Source organism: Arthrobacter agilis, assembly GCF_006494655.1.
Lineage (GTDB): Bacteria > Actinomycetota > Actinomycetes > Actinomycetales > Micrococcaceae > Arthrobacter_D > Arthrobacter_D agilis.
This window is the reverse complement of the sequence record NZ_VHIM01000001.1, coordinates 396105-421035: the sequence shown is the minus strand read 5'-3', so window position 1 is coordinate 421035 and position 24931 is coordinate 396105. Positions and strand designations below refer to the sequence as shown.

Genomic DNA, 24931 nt, shown 5'->3' with positions numbered 1-24931 from the left:
CCTTCCCGGTGGTCTGGTGGTCTGGTGGCCCCGCTAGGGTGCGAGGTCCTCCAACGGTGCCATGGGCAACGCGATCCAGCCTTCCCGGCGCGCCTGCTCCCGGAACCCGGCCGGAACGGGATGGGTCAGTCCCAGCGCATGGGCCCGGGCCGCGAGCGCCGCGATGACGGCGTCGAAGGTGTCGTCGGAGGACACGAGGAGGGCCCGGTCCGCGCTCGTGAGGCGAAGCCAGGGCGCACGATCCTGCAGGGACTCCAGGAGGGCCGCGCGGATGCCGGCGTCGTTCTTGTAGCCCCTCGTCCCGAAACCCCAGCCGCGGAGCGTGGCGGAGGGATAGACCTCGACGGCCGTTCCTCCCCCGGACCGGTCCACGGGGGCTCCGAGGGCGTCGCCGATCTCGTCGAGCAGCACGGCGCAGTGCATGGCGGTCAGGCCGAGCCGGTCCGTCGCCACGCTGAGGGGCCAGCGGCCGGTGATCTCGCGCGTGGCCCGGTCGGTGGCACGGTAGGACAGGCGCCGACGCCATGCCAGTCCCTGGTCCCCGGAGGCCTCCACCCGCTGACACGAAGAGTGGCGCGTGACGAAGGAGACGAAGTCGTCCGGCCAGCCGAAGGCGCAGTCGATCCCGAGCTTCCCCACGGTCGGCGCCACCGCGGCGATCTCGGTGTCCGTCACCCCCAGGCCGACGTCGACCGTGACCGGGACCGCCGACCAGTCGAGGACGGCGAGGGCCGTACCCTTCGTCTCGGCGGCGAGGTCCACTCCGGCTGTGAGCATCCGGCGATTATAGGCAGCGGCAGCGGTACCCGCCACACGCATCGGCAGGTGCGGTGGGGGCGGGGCGCGGAGTCAGATGGATGGACCCTTGCATCTTTGATCCAGGAGAGGACCCCGTGTACACCTCGGTCGCAGACCAGACCACCGACCAGCTCGGCGGGCCGCTCAGCGTGCTCGTGCGGCAGAAGCGCGACCACGTGCGGCTGAACGGGCTCATCGGACAGCTCAGGGGCACCACGGGGGAGGATCAGGCCGCCGTGCTCCTCGCCGTCTACCGCCTCGTGTTCCCGCACGCCTTCGCCGAGGAATCCGTCCTCTGGCCCGTGATGCGGCGTGTCCTCCCGGACGGAGGGGAGCTCACCCTCGCGGTGGAGCGCGAACACCAGGAGGTCAACGAGCTGGTGCAGAAGCTCGAGGGCCTCGACGACGGTACGCCGGAGCGGGCCGACGTGCTCGGACGGCTCAGCGAAGTGCTCGACGACGACGTCCGGGACGAGGAGGACGCCCTGTTCCCGCGCCTTCAGGAGCGTGTGTCCCGGCGCGAGCTGCAGGTGCTCGGTGTGCTGTGGGAAGCCGTTCGACTCGTCGCGCCCACCCGTGCCCATCCCGTGGTGGCCCGGCGGCCGCCGGGCAACGTGGTGGCCGCGCTGCCGCTCTCCGTGCTGGATCGGGGACGCGACGTGCTGGACCGCGTCCTGCTGTCGGCGCCGGAGCGGCTGGTGCCGGCACTCCACCGTGTCAGCTCTGCGCTCGCCGGGGCGTCGCACGCCGTCGAACTGCTGCCGATCATGCGATCAGGAGAGCATTCCTCCACCCGGCTCGTGGCGGGACGGCCGCCCGTATCCTGGGGTGCGGCGCTGGTCGCTGCCGCAGCGGGCTCCCTGGTGCGCGCGGAGGTGGTCGGGATCGCGCGGAGGCGGCGCCGCGATTCGGGCTAGTCCCCGATGCTCGCTCCGTCCAGTGCGCACGGCGAGGCCGAACCGGTGGCGCTCGGGGGAGGCGGGGTGTGTACTGGCCCTCAGGGCCGGAGAGATGGTCCGCGCGCAGTACGCCGACCAGGAAGAGAGGACAACCGATGGACGCACGATGCCCCAGGTGCGGTTCCGCCCTGATCGAGGTCGCCGAGGACCAATGGCCCGCCGAAGGGCCGGTTCCTGCGGGGACGCTCGCCGTCTTCCAGTGCGAGCAGAACCACCGCGTGACCGTCGGGGAGACCCAGGTCTCGGCCTGACGGTCAGCCTGCCGCTGCTGCGTCGTCGATGATGCGGGTCAGCTCGTCCCGCAGTGCGGTGGCCTCGTCGACCGTGATCTCGAGCAGCTGGTCCTGCTCCACCCACCCGATACCGATCATCGGCTTCCCGTGCTCGTCCGTCGAGCGTGCCAGCCCGACGGCGAGCGCCCTGCCATGGGTCCGCGTCACGTCTCCGACGATCAGTTCGCCGCCGTCGTCCTCTGCTACCGCCATGCTGCCCTCCCGGTCCGGTCCGCCTCGTACTCCTGCTCCATGCTAGGCGCGGCGGGACGGCTCGTGTCCACTGTTTCGGAGCCACGCGGGGTTCTACCGGAGCAGGTGGCGTCAGTCGGCGCCGGCCGGACGCACGGCCAGATTGGGGTGGAGGAGCTCGAAGCCCTCGTCGGCCAGGTCGTTGCGATCGATGTCGTCCGGCAGCAGCACCGCGGTCACCCTGCTGTCGCGGATGGTGGCACCCACCTCGCCACGCGTGAGCGGAGCGCACTCGAGGCCCACGCCGATACCCTCCTCGACGAGCAGGCAGACGGTGTCCTCCGTGCCCGTTCCGGCAACGGGCCGTGCGACGAAGTACTCCACGCCGTCGCGCTCGGCGAGGAAGCGCGTGCTCTCGAGGTCAACGCCGTCGAGATCGGTGCGGATGGTCAGCTGGTCCTGTTCCGTCTGTTCCTGCTCGAGCACCCCGAGCACGGGTCCCGCGCACCCGGCGAGTCCGAGGAGCACGAGGGCGCCCGCAACCAGGACGAGCGGGCGGACGAGCGGTCGGCGCATGGATCTCCTGGCGGGAACGCGGGGGGCTGGTGGTTCTCCCAGCCTAGCGAAGCGCACCAACCTAGGCTGGGAGCATGGAATCCACGCATCAGCTGTCGGGCCGCACCGTCGTCGTGACCGGGGTCAGCCGCCGCAGGGGCATCGGGTTCGCGGTCGCCTCGCGTCTCGCGGACATGGGCGCATCCCTGTACCTGCACCACTACTCCCGGCACGACTCGGAGCAACCGTGGGGTGCCGATCGCATCGAGGACGTCGTGGACGCCGTGCGCCGTCGTCAGGTCCCTGGCGCTTCGCTGGCCCACGGCAGCATCGACCTCTCGAACCCCGACGGCGCCGAACAGCTCATCCGGGAGGCGCGCGCGGCGTCGGGCCACCTCGACGGACTGGTCTGCAACCATGCGCGGTCCGGCAGCGACGGGAGGCTCGGTGAGATCTCGTGGCGCGAGCTCGACGCCCACTGGCAGGTCAACGCACGGTCCACCCTCCTGGCGACGAAGTATTTCGCCGAGCAGCACGACGGCAGGGAGGGCGGACGGGTCATCTGGATGACGTCCGGGCAGCACGCGGGGCCCATGCCCACGGAGATCGCCTACGCGGCGTCGAAGGCGGTGCTGGCGGGACTGACGGCATCCGTCGCCGACGACCTGGTCGAGCAGGGCATCCTCCTCAACACCGTCAACCCCGGGCCGGTGAACACGGGCTATCTGGACGCGGCGACCGCCGACCGGTCTCCCGAGATCCTCGACGCCGTGCTCGCGCACTTTCCCGGCGGGCGTTTCGGTGAGCCCGACGACCCCGCGCGGCTCATCGCCTGGCTGGTGAGCGACGAGGGTCGGTGGATGGTGGGGCAGGTGCTCAGTTCCGAGGGAGGATTCCGGCGATGGTGACAGCCAGCCCGGGCCGCTGCCGGAATGGTCCGGCAAGGCCGGTTCCCGACCATCAGCGGATACCGCTGCGAGCCAGCCCTTGCACGAAGTACTTCTGGAACGCGAGGAACATGACGACGATCGGCAGGATCGAGATGAGTGCCAGGGCCATGATGGCCCCGTAGTCCGCCCCGTACTGACCACGCAGGTACAGCAGGCCGATGGGTAGCGTGAAGAGCTGACTGTCCTTGAGGGCGATCAGCGGCCACGCGAAATCGTTCCATTGGTACATCACGGTCAGGAGCATCAGGACGGCGATGAGCGGCTTGCACAGTGGCAGCACGATCTGGAAGAAGATCCGCAGTGTTCCCGCGCCGTCCATCTTCGCGGCCTCCATCAGCTCGTCGGGAATGGCGATGATGAACTGCCGGGCCAGGAAGATCCCGAAGGCCGAGGCCGCCGAGGGGAAGATGACGGCCCAGAAGGTGCCGTAGATACCGAGTTCGGTGACGAGCCGGAACTGCGCCACCATGAGTACCTGCACGGGCACCATCATCGTGCTGAGCACCAGCAGGAACACCGCTCCCTTGCCCTTGAAGTCCAGCTTCGCGAAGGCGTAGCCGGCGAGCAGGTTCACCGACACGGTGAGCACCGTGACGATCGACGTGATGACCAGGGAATTGCCGAACCAGGTGGCGGCCGGGAAGTTGTCGAAGATGGTGCGGAAGTTCTCGAGGGTCCAGGTGGACGGCCAGATGTTCAGGTCACGGTTGACGACGTCGGAGCTCGGCGAGAAGGCGATGGTGATCATCCAGTACAGCGGGAACATCATCACGAGGCCCACCGCGATCGCCGTCACGAGCCGCGCGATCGACGAGGCGCGCTGGGCGCGGGACACCTTCTTCACGCGGGGCACGAAGGCGGGCCCGCCGTCGCCGCCGTCGGAGGCCGTCGCACTGCCACCCCGGGCTGTCACTGGATGAGCCATCGTGTTCCTTGTCTGGTGCTGGTGCTGGTGCTGGTGCTGGAGGGAGCTACCCGACATCGTCCCGGGATCGGTTGCCCTTCCACTGGACGGCCGTGAAGATCAGTGTGATCAGGAAGATGACGATCCCGATGGCCGCTGCGTAGCTCTGGTCCCTCGTCACGAAGCCGTTCTCGTACGCGTAGGTGACGAGTACCGAGGTCGACCTCCCGGGCCCCCCGCCGGTCATCACGAAGATCGTGTCGAAGACCTGGAACGAGTAGATGACGTTCATGATCAGGAGGAAGAACGTGGACGGCCCCACGAGCGGCACGGTGAGGTAGCGGAACTGCTGCCAGCTGCTCGCACCTTCGAGGCGCGCGGCCTCGTACAGCTCGGGGGAGATGCTCTGGAGCCCGGCGAGGTAGATGACCATGTTGAAGCCGACCCGGATCCACAGCGTCACCAGGATGATGGAGGCGAACGCCGCCGTGCCCTGCGACTGCCAGGGGATGGTGGCGAGCCCGCCCTCGCGCAGCAGCTTGTTGAGGATCCCCGTGACTTCGTCGAACAGCAGCACGCCCATGAGGGCGGTCGCGATCCCCGAGATGACCATGGGCAGGTAGACCAGGGTGCGGAAGATCCGGCGGCCGGGAAGTACGGAGTTCATCAGCACGGCGAGACCCAGCCCGAGGGCCAGGCTCAACGGGACGGTGATGACGGTGAACACCGCGGTGTTGAGGGCCGACTGCCAGAAGGTGGGGTCCGTCACGAGACGCTGGTAGTTCGCGAGCCCCACCCAGCCGCTCGCCCCGAAACCGTTCGACTCCTGGAAACTGATGAGCAGCGCCCAGCCCAGCGGGAGGAAGAGGAAGACGCCGAGCAGGATCAGGTTCGGGCCGAGGAACCCCGCCGCGGCACAGGTGGAACGCTGCCGCGCCGGTGCCCGGCCGGCACCGGCGGTGTAGGTCCGCGCCGGGAAGGCCGGCGGGTCACCGCCTTCGTCGGCTGCCTCGCCGGTCGACTCCTCGCGCGCCGAGGTGTCGGCGGACATCAGCCGGCGGCCTCGTCGACGGCTGCCGCGATGTTCGCCAGGGTTTCCTCCACCGGCCGGCCCTGCGTGAAGGCGGCCTCGAGCTCGTCGCGGAGCTTCGGGTTGATGGTCGCCATGGCAGGGGAGGTGAGCTGTTCGACGTCGGACGGCTCCAGCGTGGTCGCCTGCTCGACGAAGATGCCCGCGATGTCCGGCCGGGTCTGGTAGTCCAGTTCGGTACCGACCAGGCTGTTCAGCGTTGGAAGCTCCATGGCGCGCGCGCAGAAGTCGGACATCTGATCCGGTCGGGTCATGAACTTCAGGAACTCCGCCGCCAGCTCGGGGTTGCGGGCGTTCTTCGTGGCCACGAGGGCGTTGCCGCCCAGGTCGCAGGCACCGCGTTCGTCACGCGGCAGATAGGTGGCGCTCCACTCGAAGTCCGTGATGTTCTCGTCGAGACCGGGAAGCACGAAATTGCCGACGAAGGCCATCGCGGTGGTGCCGGCCGAGAAGGCATCGTCGGCGTAGGTCGAGGACTTGACGGAACTGCTCGGCGGCACGAGGCCGTCGGTGAAGAAGCCCTGCGTGAACTCGAGTGCTTTCCTGCCGGCGTCGGACTCGATCGCGGAACCCGTGAGGTCCTCGTCGAAGAGCCTGCCGCCGGCCTGGAACAGCCAGCTCAGCCAGCGGGTGGAGCCTCCGAGTTGCCAGTTGTACACGAAGGGGTAGAGATCGCCCGGGATGGAGCCGCGCAGCTGTTCGGCCACCTGTCGGAACTCGTCCCAGGTCCAGGCGGAGGCAAGGCTGTCCGGCACGTTCGTGATTCCGGCCTGCTCGAAGAGGTCCGTGCGGTAGACGAGCGCCGAAGTGTCCGTCTGGTGGGGGACGCCGTAGGGCTTCCCGTCATACTGCACGGCCTGCCACATGGCAGGGAGGAATTCCTCGGCGGCTGCGGTGTCGACGTAGCTGCTGAGGTCCAGCAGCTGGTCCTGGCTGCTGTAGGCGCCGATGGTGCCGTAGTCCACCCGGAAGAGGTCCGGCGCGGTGCCCGCCTGCAGCTGGGCATCGATGTTGGTGAAGATCTGCTCGTAGGGCACGAGATTGAGTTGGACGTCGACGCCGGAGTTGGCTGCCTTGAAGGCATCGATGCCGCGACGGAAGCCCTCCTCCTCGGCAGGGCTGCCCCACGTGGTGAAGGTGAGGGTGTTCTGACCACCGTCACCACCGTCACCACCGCCGCCTCCGTTGCCACCACCGCCCGAGAAACCGGCGCAGCCGTTGAGTGCTGCCGCGGCCGCGAGGAAGCCTGCTCCGCCGAGGATCTGCCGTCTGGAAATGGTCATCGTCATGCCTTCCGCGTGAAGTTGGTCACAACGTACAACACGCCTCCGACATCACACGCCCCCTTGTCGGGCACGGGTCGCTGCGCTATGCGCCCGCGCCGGTCCGCTCGAACACCACTCGCCCGCCGACCACGGTCAGATCGACACGCGTGGCGTGCAGGGCCGCGGCCGGATCCCCGACCGGATCCCCGACCGGATCGGTGGACAGCACTGCCACATCAGCCCGCGCCGCAGGACGAGGTCAGCCGGCATCGGGCTGCCCGCCGATCGGAGGCTGCGGGAGCACAGGCGTCCGGCTAGAACCCGACGAGCGGATGCGGGACGTAGTGCTCCTCGAGCGCGCGGACCTCGTCTTCGGTGAGCTCGAGATCCAGGGATGCGATCGCGTCCTCGAGATGCTTCGGCTTCCCGACGCCGACGATGGGCGCGGAGACCACGGGGTTCCGTGACACCCAGGCGAGGGCCACCTGCGCCCGCGGGACGCCGCGATCGTCCGCGACCGCGCCGACGGCGTCCGAGACGCGGCGGTCGGAGTCGAGCGTCCCGTACAGGGTCTTGCCGAACTGGTCGGACTCGGAGCGCGAGGTCGTCTCGTCCCACGGTCGCGTGAGCTTCCCGCGGGCGAGGGGGCTCCACGGGAGGACCCCGATACCCTGGTCCGCGCAGAGCCCGTACATCTCGCGCTCCTCCTCGCGGTTGATCAGGTTGTAGTGGTCCTGCATGGAGACGAAGGACGTCCAGCCGTTGATGCGCTGCAGGTACAGGGCCTTGGAGAACTGCCACGCATACATGGACGATGCGCCGAGATAGCGCACCTTGCCGGCCTTCACGACGTCGTGCAGCACCTCGAGGGTCTCCTCGAGCGGAGTGGCCGGGTCGAATCGGTGGATCTGGTAGAGATCCACGTAGTCCGTGCCGAGGCGCCGGAGGCTGTTGTCGAGTTCCGCCAGGATCGCCTTGCGGGACAGGCCCGCGCCGTTGGGTCCCTCGTGCATGCGCCCGTGGACCTTCGTGGCGATGACGATGTCCTCCCGGCGCGTGAACTCGGCCAGCGCACGGCCCACGATCTCCTCGCTCGAGCCGTCCGAGTAGACGTTGGCGGTGTCGAAGAACGTGATGCCGGCGTCGACGGCTGCCCGGATGAGGGGCCTGCTCTCGTCTTCCGGCAGCGTCCACGCGTGGTTCCCGCGGTCCGGCTCGCCGTAGCTCATGCAGCCGAGGGCGATCGGGGAGATGTCGAGGCCTGTGGAGCCGAGTTTCACGGAGCGCATGGGTCACTTTCTGCCGACGTCGGGGATGTTTCTCCACCCTAGTCCCGGGAGTGCCACCCCGATAAGGGCGGGTCGCTTCCCCCGCGGAGCTCCTGCTGTGCCGGACCTCAGGGTGACGGGCACGGTGGCGGAGATCACGCATCGCGCCGACGCGCAGGCCACATCCTGCCGGGGCCGGCACTCCCGACTAGGGCAGGATGGCTATGTGACAGAACCCGACGCCGGCCCGCCGGACACGCCGCAGCCGCCCCGACGCCGCCCGCCCCGACGTCGACAGCCCGCGCCGCAGGCACCCGAGCCGCACGCGCCCGAGCCGCACGCCCCCGAGCCGCACCCATCCGAGCCGCACGGCTCCACCGTGGCCCGACGATTCCGTCCCCGTGCGTTCGCCGACGGCCTGAGGGTGAGCGCCGCCTGGACCGGACGCAGCATCGTGGTCCTCGCCGGGCTCGTGATCGTCTGGTACCTCACGAAGGCGCTGTGGTCGATCGTGCTGCCCACGCTGTTCGCGCTCCTCCTCGCCTCCGTCCTCTGGCCCCTCAACAGGCTCCTGCGCCGCATCCTCCCGAAGATCCTCGCGGCCCTGCTCACGCTCTTCGGGTTCCTCGGTGCGGTAGTCGGCATCGGTGCCCTGACCATTCCCTCGATTGCCGGCGGGATCACGGAGCTGTCCGGTCTGGCGCGCGACAACATCATGGACCTCACCGACTTCGTCACCGGGCCGCCCCTGAACCTGGAGGTACCGGACCTCGACCGCGTGGTGGCGACCGGACTCGAGCAGCTGCAGTCGAATGCCGGCAACATCGTCAGCGGCATCACGGCCGGGCTGAGCGAACTGACCTCGGGCACGATCGTCGTGGTGCTGACGCTCGTCTTCACCTTCTTCTGCCTCAAGGACGGCGACCGCTTCCTGCCCTGGGCCGGACGCTGGACCAACTCGAGCACCTTCCAGCACGCGGCGCGGGTGGCGGAGAACAGCTGGCGGACGCTGTCCTCCTACATCTTCGCTCAGGCCACGGTGGCCATGGTGGACGCCGTGTTCATCGGTCTGGGGCTCGTGCTGCTGGACATCCCGCTCGCCATCCCCCTCGCAGTGCTCGTCTTCTTCGCCGGGTTCATCCCGGTGGTGGGCGCCGTCGTCTCCGGACTCATCGCCACGCTCGTGGCCTTCCTCGCCTACGGCTGGGTGACGGCGCTGATCGTGCTGGGCATCGTCATCCTGGTGCAGCAGCTCGAGAGCAACTTCATCCAGCCCCTGCTCGTCGGTCGGACGCTCGAGATCCACCCGGCCGTCGTCCTCGCCTCGGTCACCGCGGGCGGCACGCTCTTCGGCATCGTCGGGGCCTTCCTCGCGGTCCCGGCGACGGCCGTGGCCATCGTGGTGCTGAGGTACCTGCGCGATCTCTCCATCGAGAACCGGCCCGAGACAGGCGTTGCCTCGGCACCCCGCGCCGAGCAGCCCGATGGCTGAGCGGCCGGTCGTCGCCGTTCTCGAGGGGTCCCGCCCGGTGCGTGGCCTCGGGCGGGTGGCCGAGCTCGCCGAGGTGCGGACCGTGCAGGCCGCCGAGCTCCACCGGGCGCTCGACGGCGCCGACGTGCTGTACCTCTGGGACTATTTCTCGGGAGCCCTGCCCGCGGCGTGGCACGCCGCCGGGTCGCTCCGGTGGCTGCACGTGGCGGCCGCAGGAGTGGACAGGCTCCTGTTCCCGGAGCTGGTGGCGTCGAACGTCGTGGTGACCAACGCCCACGGCATCTTCGACCAGCCGATGGCCGAGTACGTGCTCGCCGGGATGCTCCACGCGGCCAAGGGGTTCGGCCCGCTCCGCGACCGGCAGAACGAGGGCATTTGGGCCTGGCGGGAGGGCAGGAACATCGCCGGGACGCGCGCGTTGATCGTGGGGACCGGCAGCATCGGCCGCCACACCGCGCGGCTGCTCCGCGCGGTGGGCGTGCAGGTCGAGGGCGTGGGCCGTACCGCGCGGGAGCACGACGCCGACTTCGGGCGCGTCCATTCGTCGTCGGCGCTGAAACGGCTGGTCGGCGACGTCGACTGGCTCGTGCTCCTCGCACCCCTGACCCCGGCCACCGAGAACCTCGTGCACGCGGGGGTGATCGATGCCCTGCCACCCACCGCGGTGCTCGTCAACGCGGGGCGAGGGCGGCTCCTGGACGAGCAGGCCCTCGTCCGGCGACTCACCGCGGGCACGCTGGCCGGGGCCGTGCTCGACACGTTCGCCGTCGAACCCCTGCCCGCCGCGCACCCGCTGTGGTCTCTGCCCTCGGTGCTCGTGACCCCGCACCTGGCGAGCAACGCCGACTCCTGGCTGGACGACCTCGCCGCGCAGTTCGAACGGAACTTCCTGCTGTGGATCGCGGGGGAGCAGCTGCCCGGCGTGGTCGACAAGGACCTCGGGTACGTCCCGTCCGGAACGGCCTAGGCTCCCCGGGCTCCGCCACGTCCGGAACTCCACCGCCACGGGCCCGGCGGCGGGAACGAAGATTGGCGCGGGCCCCTCGGCGGGTGGGAGACTGGGCGCTGCCGCAACCCCCGCAGACCAGGAGCAATCCCGTGCGCATCCGCCTGCCCCGCCCGGAAACCCGCAACACCTCCCGCTGGGTCTGGCTGTTCTTCGCGGCGGTCCACCTCGGCTTCCTCGCCCGCCTGCTGCCGTTCATCATCGGTGGGGGAGTGCTCAGTGACATCCGCTTCTACCGCGAGTGGGCCTACAGCGCCCTGAACGACGGCGTGTGGGAGGGCATCGACACGGCGTGGGTCTACCCCGTCGGGGCGCTCGCCCCGATGGTCCTCGCGACGGCCTTCGGTCCCCACCTCTACCAGCTGGCGTGGTTCGTGCTTTTCGCCGGGCTCAACGCCCTCGGGACGGCGGCACTGCTGCGGCGCGGCACGCCGTCGTCGTACACCGCGGCGTACTGGTGGCTCACCGCGACGGCCCTGCTGGGCCCGGTAGCCGTCGGCAGGATCGACGGCCTGACCGCACCGCTCGTCATCACGGGGATCCTCCTCGTCGCCGCGCGCCCCTTCATCGCCTCGCTGCTGCTCAGCGCCGCCACGTGGATGAAGGTCTGGCCTGCGGCGGTCGTGCTCGCCGCGCTCGTCGCCGTCCGCGGAGGGCGGCTGAGGATCCTCGGCGCGGGTGTCGCGCTGACCGCAGGGATCGCCGCCGTGGTCGCTGCCTTCGGTGACCTCCGGAACCTCACGGGCTTCCTCACCGCCCAGGGCGCCCGCGGAATGCAGCTCGAGGCGCCGCTCAGCACGCCCGGCGTGTGGCAGGCGATCACGGGATCCTCCGGCGCCTACTTCTTCGAGGACGAGGTGATCAACACCATGGAGGTGCGCGGCGCGCTGAGCGGGGTCGTGGGGGACCTCATGACGCCGCTCCTGGTCCTCACCGTCGCCGCGGTGGCCGTGTTCCTCGCCGTCGCCCTCCACCGCGGGGCTGCACCGGCCGGCCTGCTCGCCACCGGATCGCTGGCGCTCGTGGCCACGCTCGTGGTGTTCAACAAGGTGGGCTCTCCGCAGTTCATGCTGTGGATCGCAGCAGTCGTCGCGGCGGGCCTGGTCCTGGACAGCGCCGCCGAGTGGCGGTACCCGGCCCTGGCGATGCTGGCCACCGCGGCCCTGACCACGCTCGTCTACCCGGTGTTCTACGACGCCCTGCGGTACGAGCTCGAACCGGCCGTCGCCGTCCTGCTCACGCTGCGCAACCTGCTCGTGGTGAGCATCTTCGTCTGGTCCCTGGTGCGCCTCGGCCGCCTGGCGGTCCGGGGTCGCCCCGCGCCGGCGCAGCCGTCCGTCACGGGTGCCTGACGCCCTTCCCGGCGAGCACCGCGCGATAGCCCTCCCGATAGGTCGGGTAGGTGAACGAGAAGCCGGTGGAGCGCAGGCGCCCGCTGTCTACGCGGCGCGCGCCACCCCGGGCCGGGCCGCCCGACCCGTCCGCGAGGGGCGGCTCCGGCAGATCGAGTTCGGCGGCCAGGAACCGCAGGACCTCGCCCAGGTCGACGGGCAGTTCGTCGCTGCCGAGGTAGATCCGCTCGGGCGTGGGGACCTCCGTGACGAGGTGCACGATCGCAGCCGCGGCGTCGTCCCGATGGATGCGGTTGGTCCACTGCACCTGCGGTGGCAGTGCCGCGCTGCCGCCCGTCACCTGGTCGATCAGGCGTGTGCGCCCCGGGCCGTAGATGCCCGACAGGCGCAGGACCGTTCCACGGTCCGTCCGCCCGAGGAGGACGTCCTCGGCCTCCTTGACCAGCCGCGCGGTCGGCGCCGGGTTCTCCGCCGGCGAGTCCTCCGTGACCCAGGCGCCGTCGGCGTCCCCGTAGACGGCGGTGGAGGAGACGAAGAGGATGCGGCGCGGCACGACGCCGTCGCGCTCGAGGGCGTCCAGCACATTGGCGGTCGCGTCCACGTAGGCGCTGCGGTACGCGTCCTCGGTCCTGGCGCCCGCGGCGGTCGCGATGACGACGACGTCGGTGTCCGCAGGGACCGGCGGCAGGGACCGGGTGAGGTCCGCCGCCACGCCTTCGATGCCAGCCGGGAGGCGCCCAGGGGAGCGGCGCCAGCCGACCACGCGCTCACCGCGGGCCGCAAAACGCAGGCCCACCTCGGTGCCGAGATCGCCGCAGCCCGCTATCAGTATGGTCATCGCCCGTCCGTCCTCCTGCTGCCGGTGGCCCCGCGGGCCACGTCCGTCCGTCAGTCTAGGGCCGGAGCGGCGCCGTAGACTGGCGGGCGGCGACGCCCGGGGTGGGCCGAGCGCGCAACAGCAGCGAGGGGGAAGCATGGGACGGGTGATCTCGGTGGAGGACAGCGTGGTGATCGCGCAGTCGCCGCAGGTGCTCTACGGCATGGTCAGTGACGTGACGAGGATGGGCGAGTGGAGCCCGGAGAACAGGGGAGCCGTGCTGGCCTCGCCGCACGAGGGCGTGCGAGTGGGCGCGGTCTTCGACGGCGCAAACACGCGCGGTCGCGTCAGCTGGACGACGCGCTGCACGGTGACCGCCGCGGATCCGGGGCGCGAGTTCGCCTTCCGCGTCCACGCCATCGGAAGCCCGACCCGGCGACTCCCGGCGAGGATCGCCACCTGGCGCTACACCTTCGAGGAGCACGACGGCGGCACGCTCGTCACCGAGGCTTGGACGGACGACAGGCGCTGGCACGACGCCGCCGCCCGGGCCTTCGACTACCTCGCCACGGGCGGGTCCACCATCGCGGCGTTCCAGCGCGGGAACATCCTGCGGACGCTGCGGACGCTGAAGGCGGCGGCGGAGACCGATACCGGACGCTGAGGGGCGGTGGGGGTGAGGGTCGGGCGAAGCCGCTAGTCGCGGACGCGGACCGCGGTCTCCCGCAGGTACAGGTCCACCCGCGTGTACGCGTCACGGGTCAGGGCCTTCCACAGCTCGACGGCGAGGGGCGGATCCTCCTGCTCGATGCTCCGGATCGCCTGTGCCGTGAGGACCTTCACATGGACGTCCTCGAGGGCCTTCACCGTGGTCTCCTGCCGGTCGTCGCTGCCGAGGGCCAGTTCCCCGAAGGTCATGCCCGCGCTGAGGGTCGTGAGCTTCAGGCGCTCGCCGGACGGCCCGGGGACCGAGGTGACGATCTTCCCGGAGAGGATGAAGAAGACGCCCCCGAAGTTCTGGCCGACACGCCGCACCACGTGGCCCTTCTCGTAGGTGCGGTCCTCCATGCGGAGCGTCAGGGCCTCGACCGATTCCGGGGACAGCGGACTCAGTGCGGGACACTGGGCGACCTCCACCTCGGACGGGAGGATCAGGTCCCGCCCGTAGCGCGTGATCAGTTCGTTCTCGCAGTACTCCACGGCGGCGGTGCGGGTGTCGAAGGTCGGGACGGCCCGGTCCACGTCCCTGAAGGTCTCCGCGAGGGTCCCCTCGCCGTCGATCAGCACGAGATCGCGGTCGACGGTGGCGAGGTTCTCCCGCACCTCTCCCAGCAGGCGGAGCGACACGTCCGCCACCTCGTCGACCCGGCGGAGGTCGAGGATCACGAAGTCGATGTCGTCGTCGAGGCTGCTCAGCGCACGGACCATCGATTCCGTCCCGGCGAACAGCAGGTCACCGTTGAGCTCGATCACCACGGCGCGGTGTCCCTGGTCGCGGAGCACCTCCATCGCCTCGTCCGTGCGCCGGATACCGGACGGGGCCGCCGTGATGTCGTACGTGGCGCGGATGGCCGAGCGCCCGGCGCGCGCGGCCCGGACGAAGTGCAGTTCCATGTCGCGGGACAGGCGCTGGCTGGTCGCGATACCGCGCACGCTGCTGCCGTGCTCGTCCAGGGGCGGGGAGTAGACGGCCAGCCCCACCTGGCCGGGGAGGACGGCGATGGTGCCGCCTCCCACGCCGCTCTTCGCCGGCATGCCGACGGTGCTGATCCAGGACCCGGCGTCGTCGTACATGCCGCACGTGGTCATGACGGACAGTACGCGCTCGACCGCGAGGAGATCCATGGCCTCGACGCCGGTGAGCGGGTTGCGTCCCGAGTTCGCGAGGGTGGCGGCCATGACGGAGAGGTCCATGCAGTTGACCATGACCGAGCACTGCCGGAAGTAGTCCTCCACGACCGGCGTGGGATCGTCTTCGATGATGTCGAAGGACCGGAGGAGGTAGGCAAGGGCACGGTTCCGATGGCCGTGCTCGAGTTCGGAGCGGAACACCTCCTCGTTGACGCCGAGCTGTCGCCCGGCGAACTGGGAGTAGGAGTTCACGATGCGCTTGAAGCGCCTGTTCCCGCCGCGGGACTGCACGAGCGACGTGGCCGTGAGGGCTCCGGCGTTGATCATGGCGTTGGACGGGCGGCCCGTCCCCTCGGCGAGGGAGATCTCGTTGAAGGAATCGCCCGACGGCTCGACGTCGACCTTCGCGTCCACCGCGTCCATCCCGAGATCCGTCAGGGCGAGGCCGTAGGTGAAGGGCTTCGAGATCGACTGGATGGTGAATTCCTCGCGGGTGTCCCCGACCTCGTACATGTAGCCGTCCACCGTGGTCAGGCAGATGCCGAAGTTGTCCGGGTTCACGTTGGCCATGGCCGGGATGGTGCTGTGCACCTTGCCGTCACGCAACTCCGAGATCTCCCGGTGGATGGTCCTGAGGTACGTCTCGATCGGCGATTCCATGTATCCCACCCTACGGGCGGAGCGCACGGGTCCCGTCCCTCGTCAGCGCGTGCGCAGGGTGTGCCGGATCGAGAGCACGAAGAGCTGGACGACGGCGGTGGCCGCGCCGAGGAGGATCAGGGCCGGGGCGAGCATCACCGTGTAGTTGAACCACGGACTGCTGTAGTAGGTGGTGGAAGCGATCACCTCGGCACGCTCCGCGTACAGCATGGGCGCCGAGACGAAGAACACGCCGAGTGCCACGAGGACGGCCGAGACCACCCACAACCAGACATCGAAGGGGTTCCCCTGCCGGGGCGCGGGCTCGTGCTGCGTCTCGGGCTCGGCACCCACCTCCCGGATGACGGAGGACCCGGCCGGGGCGTCGTCGGGGCGGTCCGCGTGCTGCTGGACGGGGAAGCGGGCCGGCTCCGCCACAGCGGCCCGCACTCCCGGTTCGGCCGCGCCGCCGCGCTGGTAGATGCCGTCGTAGCGCGTGTCGTAAATGCCCTGCATGCGGTCGCTGCTCATGACGCTGCCTCCCCCTGGACTGACGATGCTCCCCAGTAAAGCACGGGCCTACGCGTTCCGCCCCGCCGTCACCGGCGTTCCGCCAGCCGCTCGAGGAGGCGCTCCTCGGCGTCGTGCCCGGGCGCTATCCCGCTCGGGATCCGCAGCAGGAAGACGATCCCGAGGACCCACCACAGACCGAAGAGGATCCAGGGCGGCGGAGTGAGCGCCGCCGGCATGCCCGGGAGGTACAGGCTGAGCAGGGCCACGCACAGGACCACCGCCACCCAGCCGATCACCACGCCTCCGTTACCCGCCCCGCCGATGCGCAGCGGACGGTCCATGCCGGGATCGCGGCGGCGCAGGATCACGAAGACCAGCGACACGAGGATGTAGGCCAGCACGATGCTCGGCGCCCCGGAGTCCACGAGCCAGCCGAGCATCTGCGTTCCGAAGAAGGGGGCGGCGAAGGAGAGGGCCCCGATGAAGATGAGGGCGTTCACCGGGGTGCGGTAGCGGGGATGGAGCACACCGAACCACCGCGGCAGCATGCCGGACCGCGACATGGAGTACATGAGCCGGGAGGCACCGAGCAGGAGCGAGTTCCAGGAGGTCAGGATGCCCGCGATCCCTCCGGCGATCAGGACCTTCGCCATGGCGTCGGAGCCGAACATCGCTCCCATCGCGTCCGCGGTGGCGATGTCCGCGGCCGCGAGATCGGCGGCCGGCATGGCGGCGGACGTGGTCAGGATCGTCATCACGTACCAGATGGTGGCGAGGATGACGGCGACCACCACGAGCCGGCCGATCTGCCGTGCGGGGATGTCGACCTCCTCCGCCGATTGCGGGATGACGTCGAAGCCGACGAACAGGAACGGCACCACGACGAGGACCGCGAAGAACCCCGCCGAACCGCCCGTGAAGAACGGCTGCATGTTCGTGGTGGAACCGCCCGTGAAGCTGCCGAGGATCAGCAGGAACACGACCACGAAGGACTGCGCCGAGCCCGCGATCTTGACGCCCCGGATGTTGACGAGCGTGATGACGACGGCGGCGACAGCGCCCACGAGGGCCCAGGTGAGGTGCACCTGATCGCCGGCGACCGTCCAGAGCGGGACCTGGCTGAGGTTCGGGAAGATGTACTCGGCGGTGCGGGGGAGGGCGACCGCCTCGAAGGCCACGATGGTCACGTAGCCGCCGGTGATCGCCCAGGAACCCACGAAGGACCAGCGCGGTCCCATACCGCGCAGCAGGAAGTTGTGCTCGCCGCCGGCCTTGGGCATCGCCGCCGTGAGCTCCGCGTAGGTGAGACCGACGACCCCCATGATGACGCCGCCCGTCACCATCGCCAGGACGGCGCCGCCCGTGCCCGCGGACGCGATCCAGCCTCCCGTGAGGACGACCCAGCCGAACCCGATCATCGCCCCGAAGCCCAGCGCCAGGGCGTCCCAGTTGCCGAGGACCTTCAGGAGTGAGGCGTCCTGTCCGTTTCCTGCGCCTCGCGTGCTGTTCCTGGTCGACATGGCGGCTCCATCCTGTGTGGTCGGCTCCCGGTCGGGGTTGGTCCACTGTAGGGGATGCCCTGCGTGGGGAGAACAGTTCGGCCGCGTATGTCGATGCACGGCTCGCCCGTGACGCCGGCAGGTGTTCCGACACCCCCGGGTGATGGAATGAGGGAAGGCCCGTGACGGGCGGAACAGACCATGATTGGACGGACACCATGCCAGCGCGATCCCCCCGCAGTTCGACGATCGGGCCACGGCTGTCCCTGCAGGCGCCGCGCGGACTGGAGTGGCGAGCCGAGCCGCAGTTGCTGGACGGCGAGCACCGCGAAGCCGAGCACTACGAGCGGACAGTGTTCGACGGCGCCGAGCTCGGCGGCATCACACTCCAGGAGTGCCTGCTCGAGGGTGTGTCCCTGAACGACACCGAGTTGAGGGGTGCTCGCTTCATCGAGTGCTCCTTCGAGGACCTCTTCGCCCCGGTCTTCCGGGCCTCCCGCAGCAGCTGGCGCGAGACCGCACTGCACAGCACACGCTGGGGCTCCGCGGAGCTGTACGACAGCCGGCTCGACGGCGTCCACCTGGACGGCGGCAAGCTCGACTACGTGAACCTCCGCGGTGCCCGGCTCACCGACGTCCTCGTCAGTGGCTGCATCATCGGCGAACTCGACCTGAGCGGGGTCACGGCCACCCGCGTGGCGCTCCGCGACTGCACGGTCGGGACTCTGACGCTCGATGGCGCACGGCTGAAGGACGTGGACTTGCGCTCCAGCAGCTTCCGCGGGATCCACGGACTCGACGGGCTGCGCGGTGCGACCATCGACGACCAGCAGCTGCAACTACTGGCGCCGTTCCTGGCGGAGAGCATGGGTCTCCGCGTCGAGGGGTGAGCCGAGGCCCCTGCGGCATTCGGCGTCCCGGTCTGCCGTACGGAGCGTTTCGGGGTTGACCGCAGGTGTTCCTCGGTGGAGGGTGATGGGATCATCGGCAGCACGACGCAGGAGGACATCATCCCTGACCCGAGCCTCGATCCCGGCGCCACGGGGGCGTTCGACGCCGCCTTCACCATCATCCTGGTGCTCGTGCTGGCCGTCTTCGTCTTCGTGATCGTGTCCATCGTCCGCAATGCCGGGCGGGCCCGGAGAGCGGGACACGATCCCCTTACCCTCCAGACCGATCTGGCCGTGCGTGCTCTCGACAGCGAGATGCTCGGCCCCCGACGATCCACGGCGGACAGGCTCGCCGAACTCCAGTCACTGCACGAGGACGGCACCATCACGGCGGACGAACTCGCTGCGGCCCGGGGGCGGATCCTGGGCGGGAGCAGCGACCGCTAGGTCTACTCTCCAGGCGTACTGTCCGGGGACGTCCCGGCGGGGAAGCCGGGACCGGCGGGGTAGCCCGGGCCTGAGGGGTAGCCCGGCCCTGACGGGTGGGCGGGCCCCGCGGGGTGCCGATCCGAGGAGTGGTCCGCTTCCCGAATGGCGGAGGGAGCAGCGGAGGGGGCGCGGGACGGGAGTGCGCGGTCCGCCCGGGGAGCAGCTGATGGTGCGTGCGACGGGGCATGCTCGGGAGGAGTGCCGACGGCATGAGCGCCGCCGGGAGGAATGTCGGAAAACGGCGCGTCAGCCCGTGGAGGGCCGGACCGGTCCGGCCGACCGTCCTGCCGACCGTTCTGCTGGACGGCGGTGGGGGACGGCCCCGGGCTCGGGGACGGACCCGCCGCCGGGCCGCCCCCGGGGGTGGTTCCCGGGTACGCCCCGGTTCCCGGAGTGCTGTAGCGGACGTCGTCGTACTGGGTGGGGTCCCACCCGAGGGGGTCGTTCGTCCGGCCGCCACGTCCTACCGCGTAGGCCGGTGGCTGCCCCTGCACCCCTGCCGTCTCCTGCGGAGCCGGAGCGCCCGTGCGCGTGCGGTCGATGCCGCGGCGATCGGCCAGGCGGACGATGACCACGGCCGTCACCGCAGTGGTCAGCACCGAGACGACGAGGCCGCCCGCCGACCCCTCGGTGGCGTTGACGTCCACGAGTCCGAACGCGCCGAGAGCGAAGATGGTCATGTTGTTGATCGCATGCACGGCGATTGCCGCCTCCAGCCCACCCGTCCGCCAGGTGATCCAGCCCGCGAAGACGGCGAAGATCGCGACGTCGGCCTGCCCGAGCGGGTCGTAGAGGTGGCCCAGCACGAAGAGGGGGACCGGCAGCAGGATGGCGAAGGCCGGATGCTTCAGCCAGCCTCCGATCACCTGCATCAGGAAGCCGCGGAAGACGTACTCCTCTGCGGCGGCCTGGAACGGGACCGCGAGGATGGTCAGCGCGAGCAGGACCAGCAGCACCGAGGTGTCCGGCCGGCCCGGTAGCTCGGCCGCGGGCTGCCCCGGGAGGAAGAGCTCGATCACGCTCGAGACGCCCAGGCTCACGCCGAAGACCACGACCGCGGCGATCACGCAGACACCCAGCCAGCGCCAGCGGATTCGCCCGGCCACCGACGACAGCATCCCGATGGGTCGCGGCCCGGTGATCAGGGTGGCGAGCGCGAGGGCCGGGATCAGAATGATCAAGGATGCCAGGGTGAAGGCGAAGATCACCGGATCGCTCAGATCGATCGCTTCGGCGGCGTCCAGGTAGGGCTGGACGTCGGCGGACGTCGCCAGGACAGCGACCACGGCCACGAGCAGCAGGATGACCGTGAAGGCCAGGTAGAACGCGACCCCGAGGAGGGCGGTGAGGAGGGGCTTCCACCACCGGTACTGCGGCCACGAGCGGGCGAGGCGGTGGAATGCGTACTGCTGGTCTGCCGGGTCCATGCTTCTACCGTAGTGCGGTTTCCGCGGCGCTCTCCTCCGCCTCCTGCCGGAGGTCCCGGCGGTGCCGCAGATGCCCGAGGAGGGTGACGACGGCGGACAGGAGCGCCGACACCGCGATGCCGAGCCACAGGTCCACCTTGAGGGTGAGTGCCCCTGCGACGGCGCCGGCCAGGATGAGGGCGATGGCCGAGAAGCGCCGCGCCCAGAAGGGACTCTTGCCCCCCGCGAGCCGGGAGTCCGAGGCGAGCCCGGTGATGGTCGAGGTGACGACGACGGTGGTGATCTCGGCGACCTTGAGGCGCTTGGCCGTCGCGGCCTGGATGCCCATCATGGTGGCCAGGCCCGACGTCGTGATGCTGCCGAGGATCTCCTCCGCATGGACGTCGACGAGGGCCACGTAGACGGCGAGCGCGGTGAGGCCGAGAGTGACGGTCAGGAGCGAGCTCGAGGTATGACCGGACCACCCCACCGGTCCTTTCCTCAGCACGCGACCCGCCAGGGCCGCCCCCACCATGAAGAAGGCGAGCGCGAGGGCCGGCCGCAGGATCGGGAGGTCGGCTCCGCCCGCGAAGGCCATGCCCAGGAGGACGACGTTGCCCGTCATGTTGCCGGTGAAGACGCGGTCGAGCCCGAGATAGCCGACGGCGTCGATCACCCCGGTGGAGAACGTGAGGACGAGCATGAGCCAGAGATGGAGGCGGTCCGTCGCCACCCGGTACTTCTTCACCATGATTTCCTCCGGCAACGACCTTGAAATGAATGTATACGAAGCCTATCGTCGGAGCAGCCATTGTATTCAATTCCGGAAGTGACCCCGATGACGTACACGCCCCCTCCCTCGTTCACCACGCGGCCCACCCTGCAGGGCACCTTCGGTATGAGTGCGTCGACGCACTGGCTCGCGACGGCGTCAGCCCAGGCCGTGCTCGAACGCGGCGGCAACGCGTTCGACGCCGCGGTCGCCGGGGCCTTCGTCCTGCACGTCGTCGAGCCGCACCTCAACGGTCCCGGCGGGGACATGACCGGCGTCTTCGCGACCGCGGGGGAGCCGGGCAGGCCCGTGGTCCTCATGGGCCAGGGGCCGGCACCCGCGGCCGCCACCCGGGAGCACTACCTCGCCGAGGGACTCGAACTCGTGCCCGGCGCCGGAGCGCTCGCCGCGGCGGTCCCCGCCGCCGTCGACGCCTGGCTCGTGCTTCTGCGGGACCACGGCACCTGGGAACTGGAGGACGTGCTCGCCTTCGCCATCGGGTACGCCCGTGACGGCCACCCGATCGTCGGCCGGGTCGGTGCGACCATCGCCGCCGTCGCCGAGCTGTTCACCGAGCACTGGCCCACCTCGGCAGCACTGTGGCTGCCCGAGGGCAAGCCGCCTCGTGAGGGGGACGTCGTCCGCAACGAGGCGTACGCGCGGGTCCTGGACTCGCTGGTCGGCGCCACAGTGGGGGGCGGCACGCGGGAGGAGCGCATCGACGCGGCCCGGCTCGAGTGGCGTACGGGCCTCGTGGCGCAGGCCGCGGCGGAGTTCGTGCGGACCCCGCACCGGCACTCCTCCGGGCTCGACCACGCCGGCGTGATCACCGTAGAGGACTTCGCGGGCTTCGAGGCGGGCTACGAGGAGGCGACGACGCTCGAGTTCCGCGGGTACACCATCGCCAAGACCGGCCCGTGGGGCCAGGGGCCGGCCCTGCTGCAGACCCTCGCCATCCTCGACGGGTTCGACGACGAGCACCTCGACCCATCGACGGCCCTCGGCGCCCACACCATCCTCGAGGCGCAGAAGCTCGCCATCGCCGACCGCGAGGCCTACTACGGCGACGCCGACGTGCCGATGGAACACCTGCTCTCGCCGGAGTACGCTGCCGAACGGCGCGCGTTGATCACCGACGCGGCCTCGCACGACTTCCGGCCGGGGGCCGTCCCCGGGTTCACGCCCTTCACGCCGCCGCTGCGTACCGGCTACACGCCGCCCGCCCTCGCGGACGGCAGCGGCTTCGCCGGGGTCGGGGAGCCCACGGTGTCCCGCAGCGGTGAGACGCGCGGCGACACGTGCCACATCGACGTCGTCGACGCGCATGGCAACATGGTCTCCGCGACGCCGAGCGGCGGCTGGCTGCAGTCCTCGCCGACCATCCCCGAGCTCGGATTCTGCCTCGGCTCGCGGCTGCAGATGACCTGGCTCGAGGAGGGCGGGCCGTCCACCCTCGAGGCAGGCAGACGCCCCCGCACCACGCTCACGCCGACGCTCATCCTGAAGGACGGCAGGCCCGTCGTCGCGCTCGGTTCTCCCGGCGGCGACCAGCAGGACCAGTGGCAGCTGCTCTACATCCTCCGCACCATCGTGGGCGGCTACACGCCGCAACAGGCCATCGACGCACCGTCCCTGCACACCACGTCCATCCCCGGGTCCTTCTGGCCGCGCACCTGGGAGCCGGGCGGCGCCGTCGTGGAGGACCGGCTGGGCGAGGACGTGATCGCGGACCTCGAACGCCGGGGCCACGTCGTCACCCGGGCGGGGGACTGGTCGCTCGGCCGCCTCTCCTCTGTCACGAAGGACCACGAGACAGGCGTGCTCTCCGCCGCCGCGAACCCGCGCGGAGCGCAGGGCTATGCTGCAGGGCGCTGACGGCGGGACCGTGAGCGGGATCGCAAGTGGCACCGCGTCTCCCCGCGCGGAGTCCACGACACGAGCTCCCGACGCCGTCCGGGGTGCAGCGCTTGCGGCCTGAGCAGGATGCCGCGGCCCCGCAGCGCGTTCTCGACGCGATCCGGCGCGACATCATCCGCGGTTCCCTGCTGCCGGGCGTCCGGGTGACGGAGGCGGCTCTGGCCACGAAGTACGGTGTCTCGCGCGTCCCCGTGCGGGAGGCGCTGCGGGCGCTCGAGGCCGAGGGGTTCGTCGACTCGAGGCCCTACGCCGGGTCCACCGTGGCGGCGATCCCCCTCGAGGACGCCGAGGACCTCTTCGCCGTGCGTGGCGTCATCGAATCCACCATCGCCCGCCGGGCTGCCCGCCGCGCCGCTGCGCAGTTCGCCGCGGACGCCCCCGACCCGGGATGGTGGTCGGCCAGGCGGGGGCTCGCGGAGATCCTCGACGACGGTGACCGCGCCGTGTCCGCCGACGACCTCACCGAGCTCCCCGACCTCAACATCCGCTTCCACCTCGGTGTCGCGGAGCTGAGCGGCAGTTCCTCGCTCGCAGCTCTGCTCCGCCAGATCTCGGGCAAGATCGAGTGGCTGTATGCGGCCGACGTCGATCACCGCGGCAAGCAGTCGTGGGGCGAGCACCGGCTGGTCATGGCGGCCATCGATGCCGGGAGCGAGGCGGAGGCCGAACGCCTCATGGCCCGCCATGTGGAGGCCTCGCAGCGTGGCTACATGGAGCGTTTCTCGTCGCTCCGGGAGTCCGGGCCTACAGGAAGGGACGCAACGGGGCGAGGATGAGCTCGCTCGCGCGCGCCACCACGTGCCGGCTGTCCCACTCCTCCTGGGTCAGGACCCGGCTGTTGGAGGAGTCGACGTCGAAGATCCGCTCCATGGTCTTCGCAAGGGCACGATCGAAGATCTCGAGGTTGATCTCGTAGTTGCCGGTCAGGCTCAGGCGGTCGATGTTCGCGGTGCCCACGGTGCTCCACTCGCCGTCGATGGTTGCTGTCTTCGCATGGATCATCGAGTGCTGGTACAGCAGGATCTGCACGCCCGCGCTGATGAGCGACGAGTAGAAACCGCGGGAGAGCCAGTCGGAGACCACATGGTTGGAGTCCTCGGGCAGGATCACGCGGACGTCCACGCCGCGGCGGCTGGCCCGCAGCAGCGCGTCGAGGATCTGCCGGTCGGGGATGAAGTAGGCGGTGGTGATGAAGATGTGGTGCTGCGCGCGGTTGATCGCGTCGAGATAGACACCGCGGATGGGGAACACGAGATAGGCCGGGATGTTGTTCACCGCACGGATACGGGGCTCCCAGAAGGTCGCACTGAGATCGGGGAGCTCGGGCCTGCGGGGGATGGCCCGGAGATTCCAGAAGCTGGCGAAGGCCTCGCGGAGCTCCCAGACGGACGGCCCGCGGATCTCCAGGTGGGTGTCACGCCATTTCGTCGCGTACAGCGATCCGATGTTGTAGCCGCCCACGAAGCCCACCTCGTCGTCGACCACGAGGACCTTGCGGTGGTCGAAACCCGTTCCGCGGATGTTCGTGAACACGATGGACGGGCGCAGGACGGGGAAGCGGTACGCGTTCACCAGGGGGTGCCAGGAGTAGAAGAACGGATTGACCACGAGATTGGCGAAGCCGTCGTAGATCACGAAGACCTTCACGCCGCGCTCGGCGGCCCGGTTCACGGCATCACGGAAACGCGCGCCGACCTCATCGCCCTTCCAGATGTACGTCTCGAGGAGTACCTGGTGCTCGGCGCGGTCGATCGCCGCGATCATCGCGTCGAAGAGGTCCTCGCCGTACGTGTAGACGGTGGTGTCGGTCTCGGCGATCCTCGTGTGGAACGTCCCCGGCTGGGGGAAGCCAGGGCGCTTGCGGCGCTGGCGCTTCTGGTAGGCGTCCACGGCGACCAGGCCACCGATCACGACAGCCTGCGCCGAGAACAGACCGAGAGCGGCCCGTCTCACCGTGACGCCGGCGTACCCCATGATCGTCTTCTGCGTGAACCAGCCCATGGGCCCAGCGTATCCCCTCGTCAGCACGGGTTCG

At 70.1% G+C, this 24931-nt stretch carries 25 protein-coding genes; 11 read left to right on the top strand and 14 right to left on the bottom strand.

The features are described from left to right. Positions 1 to 33: 33 nt before the first annotated feature. A complete protein-coding gene (locus tag FJV46_RS01865) occupies positions 34 to 777 on the bottom strand; it encodes a DUF429 domain-containing protein (RefSeq protein ID WP_087031342.1) in 744 nt (247 codons plus the stop codon). 116 nt (positions 778 to 893) lie between these two features. Between FJV46_RS01865 and FJV46_RS01860 the strand changes: the two genes are divergently transcribed. Continuing rightward, positions 894 to 1715 carry a hemerythrin domain-containing protein gene (locus FJV46_RS01860; RefSeq protein WP_087031339.1) on the top strand — a complete coding sequence of 274 codons (822 nt, stop codon included), beginning with the start codon at positions 894 to 896 and terminating at the stop codon, positions 1713 to 1715. 137 nt (positions 1716 to 1852) lie between these two features. Further along, positions 1853 to 2008 carry a hypothetical protein gene (locus FJV46_RS15290; RefSeq protein WP_170212716.1) on the top strand — a complete coding sequence of 52 codons (156 nt, stop codon included), beginning with the start codon at positions 1853 to 1855 and terminating at the stop codon, positions 2006 to 2008. Between the two features lie 3 nt (positions 2009 to 2011). Here the strand turns inward: FJV46_RS15290 and FJV46_RS01855 are convergent, their stop codons facing one another. Beyond that, on the bottom strand, positions 2012 to 2242 hold the full coding sequence (locus FJV46_RS01855; protein ID WP_087031336.1) for a hypothetical protein: 231 nt from the start codon (positions 2240 to 2242) through the stop codon (positions 2012 to 2014). A 111-nt stretch (positions 2243 to 2353) separates the two neighbouring features. Then, on the bottom strand, positions 2354 to 2797 hold the full coding sequence (locus FJV46_RS01850) for a hypothetical protein (protein WP_087031332.1): 444 nt from the start codon (positions 2795 to 2797) through the stop codon (positions 2354 to 2356). A 74-nt stretch (positions 2798 to 2871) separates the two neighbouring features. On the opposite strand from FJV46_RS01850, the gene FJV46_RS01845 reads away from it, so the two are divergent. Next, positions 2872 to 3684 carry an SDR family oxidoreductase gene (locus FJV46_RS01845; protein ID WP_087031331.1) on the top strand — a complete coding sequence of 271 codons (813 nt, stop codon included), beginning with the start codon at positions 2872 to 2874 and terminating at the stop codon, positions 3682 to 3684. Between the two features lie 52 nt (positions 3685 to 3736). Here the strand turns inward: FJV46_RS01845 and FJV46_RS01840 are convergent, their stop codons facing one another. From FJV46_RS01840 to FJV46_RS01825, 4 genes are all read right to left on the bottom strand, one after another. Beyond that, complete coding sequence (locus FJV46_RS01840; protein WP_087031328.1) at positions 3737 to 4651, bottom strand: carbohydrate ABC transporter permease; 915 nt, start codon at positions 4649 to 4651, stop codon at positions 3737 to 3739. Between the two features lie 46 nt (positions 4652 to 4697). Then, positions 4698 to 5681: a carbohydrate ABC transporter permease gene (locus FJV46_RS01835; RefSeq protein WP_087031325.1), complete on the bottom strand. Its 984-nt coding sequence runs from the start codon at positions 5679 to 5681 to the stop codon at positions 4698 to 4700. After that, entirely contained in the window at positions 5681 to 7003 is a 1323-nt protein-coding gene (locus tag FJV46_RS01830; protein WP_158250157.1) for an ABC transporter substrate-binding protein, read from the bottom strand. The genes FJV46_RS01835 and FJV46_RS01830 overlap by 1 nt, the downstream gene beginning before the upstream one ends. Before the next feature lie 296 nt (positions 7004 to 7299). After that, complete coding sequence (locus FJV46_RS01825; RefSeq protein WP_087031318.1) at positions 7300 to 8274, bottom strand: aldo/keto reductase; 975 nt, start codon at positions 8272 to 8274, stop codon at positions 7300 to 7302. 205 nt (positions 8275 to 8479) lie between these two features. Here FJV46_RS01825 and FJV46_RS01820 point away from each other — a divergent pair, with 205 nt between their 5' ends. From FJV46_RS01820 to FJV46_RS01810, 3 genes are all read left to right on the top strand, one after another. After that, complete coding sequence (locus tag FJV46_RS01820) at positions 8480 to 9745, top strand: AI-2E family transporter (RefSeq protein ID WP_126130556.1); 1266 nt, start codon at positions 8480 to 8482, stop codon at positions 9743 to 9745. Beyond that, entirely contained in the window at positions 9738 to 10712 is a 975-nt protein-coding gene (locus tag FJV46_RS01815) for a D-2-hydroxyacid dehydrogenase (protein ID WP_087031313.1), read from the top strand. Before FJV46_RS01820 ends, FJV46_RS01815 begins: the two co-directional genes overlap by 8 nt. A 131-nt stretch (positions 10713 to 10843) precedes the next feature. Further along, positions 10844 to 12103, top strand: coding sequence for a glycosyltransferase 87 family protein (locus FJV46_RS01810; protein WP_087031309.1), 1260 nt, complete (start codon positions 10844 to 10846; stop codon positions 12101 to 12103). On the opposite strand, the gene FJV46_RS01805 is transcribed toward FJV46_RS01810, so the two are convergent. After that, positions 12090 to 12941 (bottom strand): NAD-dependent epimerase/dehydratase family protein, encoded by an 852-nt coding sequence (locus tag FJV46_RS01805; RefSeq protein ID WP_087031306.1) that lies wholly within the window; start codon positions 12939 to 12941, stop codon positions 12090 to 12092. The two genes, FJV46_RS01810 and FJV46_RS01805, sit on opposite strands and share 14 nt — an antisense overlap. Before the next feature lie 136 nt (positions 12942 to 13077). On the opposite strand from FJV46_RS01805, the gene FJV46_RS01800 reads away from it, so the two are divergent. Further along, complete coding sequence (locus tag FJV46_RS01800) at positions 13078 to 13584, top strand: SRPBCC family protein (RefSeq protein ID WP_087031303.1); 507 nt, start codon at positions 13078 to 13080, stop codon at positions 13582 to 13584. A 32-nt stretch (positions 13585 to 13616) separates the two neighbouring features. On the opposite strand, the gene glsA is transcribed toward FJV46_RS01800, so the two are convergent. The 3 genes from glsA to FJV46_RS01785 form a co-directional block, all read right to left on the bottom strand. Beyond that, positions 13617 to 15431, bottom strand: a complete 1815-nt coding sequence (gene glsA, locus FJV46_RS01795; RefSeq protein ID WP_087031301.1) for a glutaminase A — start codon at positions 15429 to 15431, stop codon at positions 13617 to 13619. A 42-nt stretch (positions 15432 to 15473) separates the two neighbouring features. Beyond that, on the bottom strand, positions 15474 to 15941 hold the full coding sequence (locus FJV46_RS01790) for a hypothetical protein (protein ID WP_087031298.1): 468 nt from the start codon (positions 15939 to 15941) through the stop codon (positions 15474 to 15476). A 68-nt stretch (positions 15942 to 16009) separates the two neighbouring features. After that, the gene (locus tag FJV46_RS01785; protein ID WP_087031295.1) at positions 16010 to 17443 is read right to left on the bottom strand and encodes an APC family permease; all 1434 of its coding nucleotides are present in this window, start codon (positions 17441 to 17443) and stop codon (positions 16010 to 16012) included. Between the two features lie 197 nt (positions 17444 to 17640). On the opposite strand from FJV46_RS01785, the gene FJV46_RS01780 reads away from it, so the two are divergent. Both FJV46_RS01780 and FJV46_RS01775 read left to right on the top strand, forming a co-directional pair. Next, positions 17641 to 18312, top strand: coding sequence for a pentapeptide repeat-containing protein (locus FJV46_RS01780; RefSeq protein ID WP_087031291.1), 672 nt, complete (start codon positions 17641 to 17643; stop codon positions 18310 to 18312). Positions 18313 to 18387: 75 nt separating this feature from the next. After that, the gene (locus tag FJV46_RS01775; protein WP_087031289.1) at positions 18388 to 18759 is read left to right on the top strand and encodes a hypothetical protein; all 372 of its coding nucleotides are present in this window, start codon (positions 18388 to 18390) and stop codon (positions 18757 to 18759) included. A 2-nt stretch (positions 18760 to 18761) separates the two neighbouring features. Here the strand turns inward: FJV46_RS01775 and FJV46_RS01770 are convergent, their stop codons facing one another. After that, the gene (locus FJV46_RS01770) at positions 18762 to 20228 is read right to left on the bottom strand and encodes a CPBP family intramembrane glutamic endopeptidase (protein ID WP_087031286.1); all 1467 of its coding nucleotides are present in this window, start codon (positions 20226 to 20228) and stop codon (positions 18762 to 18764) included. Between the two features lie 4 nt (positions 20229 to 20232). Then, a complete protein-coding gene (locus FJV46_RS01765) occupies positions 20233 to 20958 on the bottom strand; it encodes a YoaK family protein (protein ID WP_170212715.1) in 726 nt (241 codons plus the stop codon). Positions 20959 to 21045: 87 nt separating this feature from the next. Here FJV46_RS01765 and FJV46_RS01760 point away from each other — a divergent pair, with 87 nt between their 5' ends. Together FJV46_RS01760 and FJV46_RS01755 are read left to right on the top strand one after the other, a co-directional pair. Continuing rightward, positions 21046 to 22854, top strand: a complete 1809-nt coding sequence (locus FJV46_RS01760) for a gamma-glutamyltransferase family protein (RefSeq protein ID WP_087031283.1) — start codon at positions 21046 to 21048, stop codon at positions 22852 to 22854. A 92-nt stretch (positions 22855 to 22946) separates the two neighbouring features. Then, the gene (locus FJV46_RS01755) at positions 22947 to 23672 is read left to right on the top strand and encodes a GntR family transcriptional regulator (RefSeq protein ID WP_087031956.1); all 726 of its coding nucleotides are present in this window, start codon (positions 22947 to 22949) and stop codon (positions 23670 to 23672) included. Here FJV46_RS01755 and FJV46_RS01750 read toward each other — a convergent pair. Then, positions 23641 to 24897, bottom strand: a complete 1257-nt coding sequence (locus tag FJV46_RS01750; protein ID WP_232008591.1) for a phospholipase D-like domain-containing protein — start codon at positions 24895 to 24897, stop codon at positions 23641 to 23643. The genes FJV46_RS01755 and FJV46_RS01750 overlap by 32 nt on opposite strands. Positions 24898 to 24931: the final 34 nt, after the last annotated feature.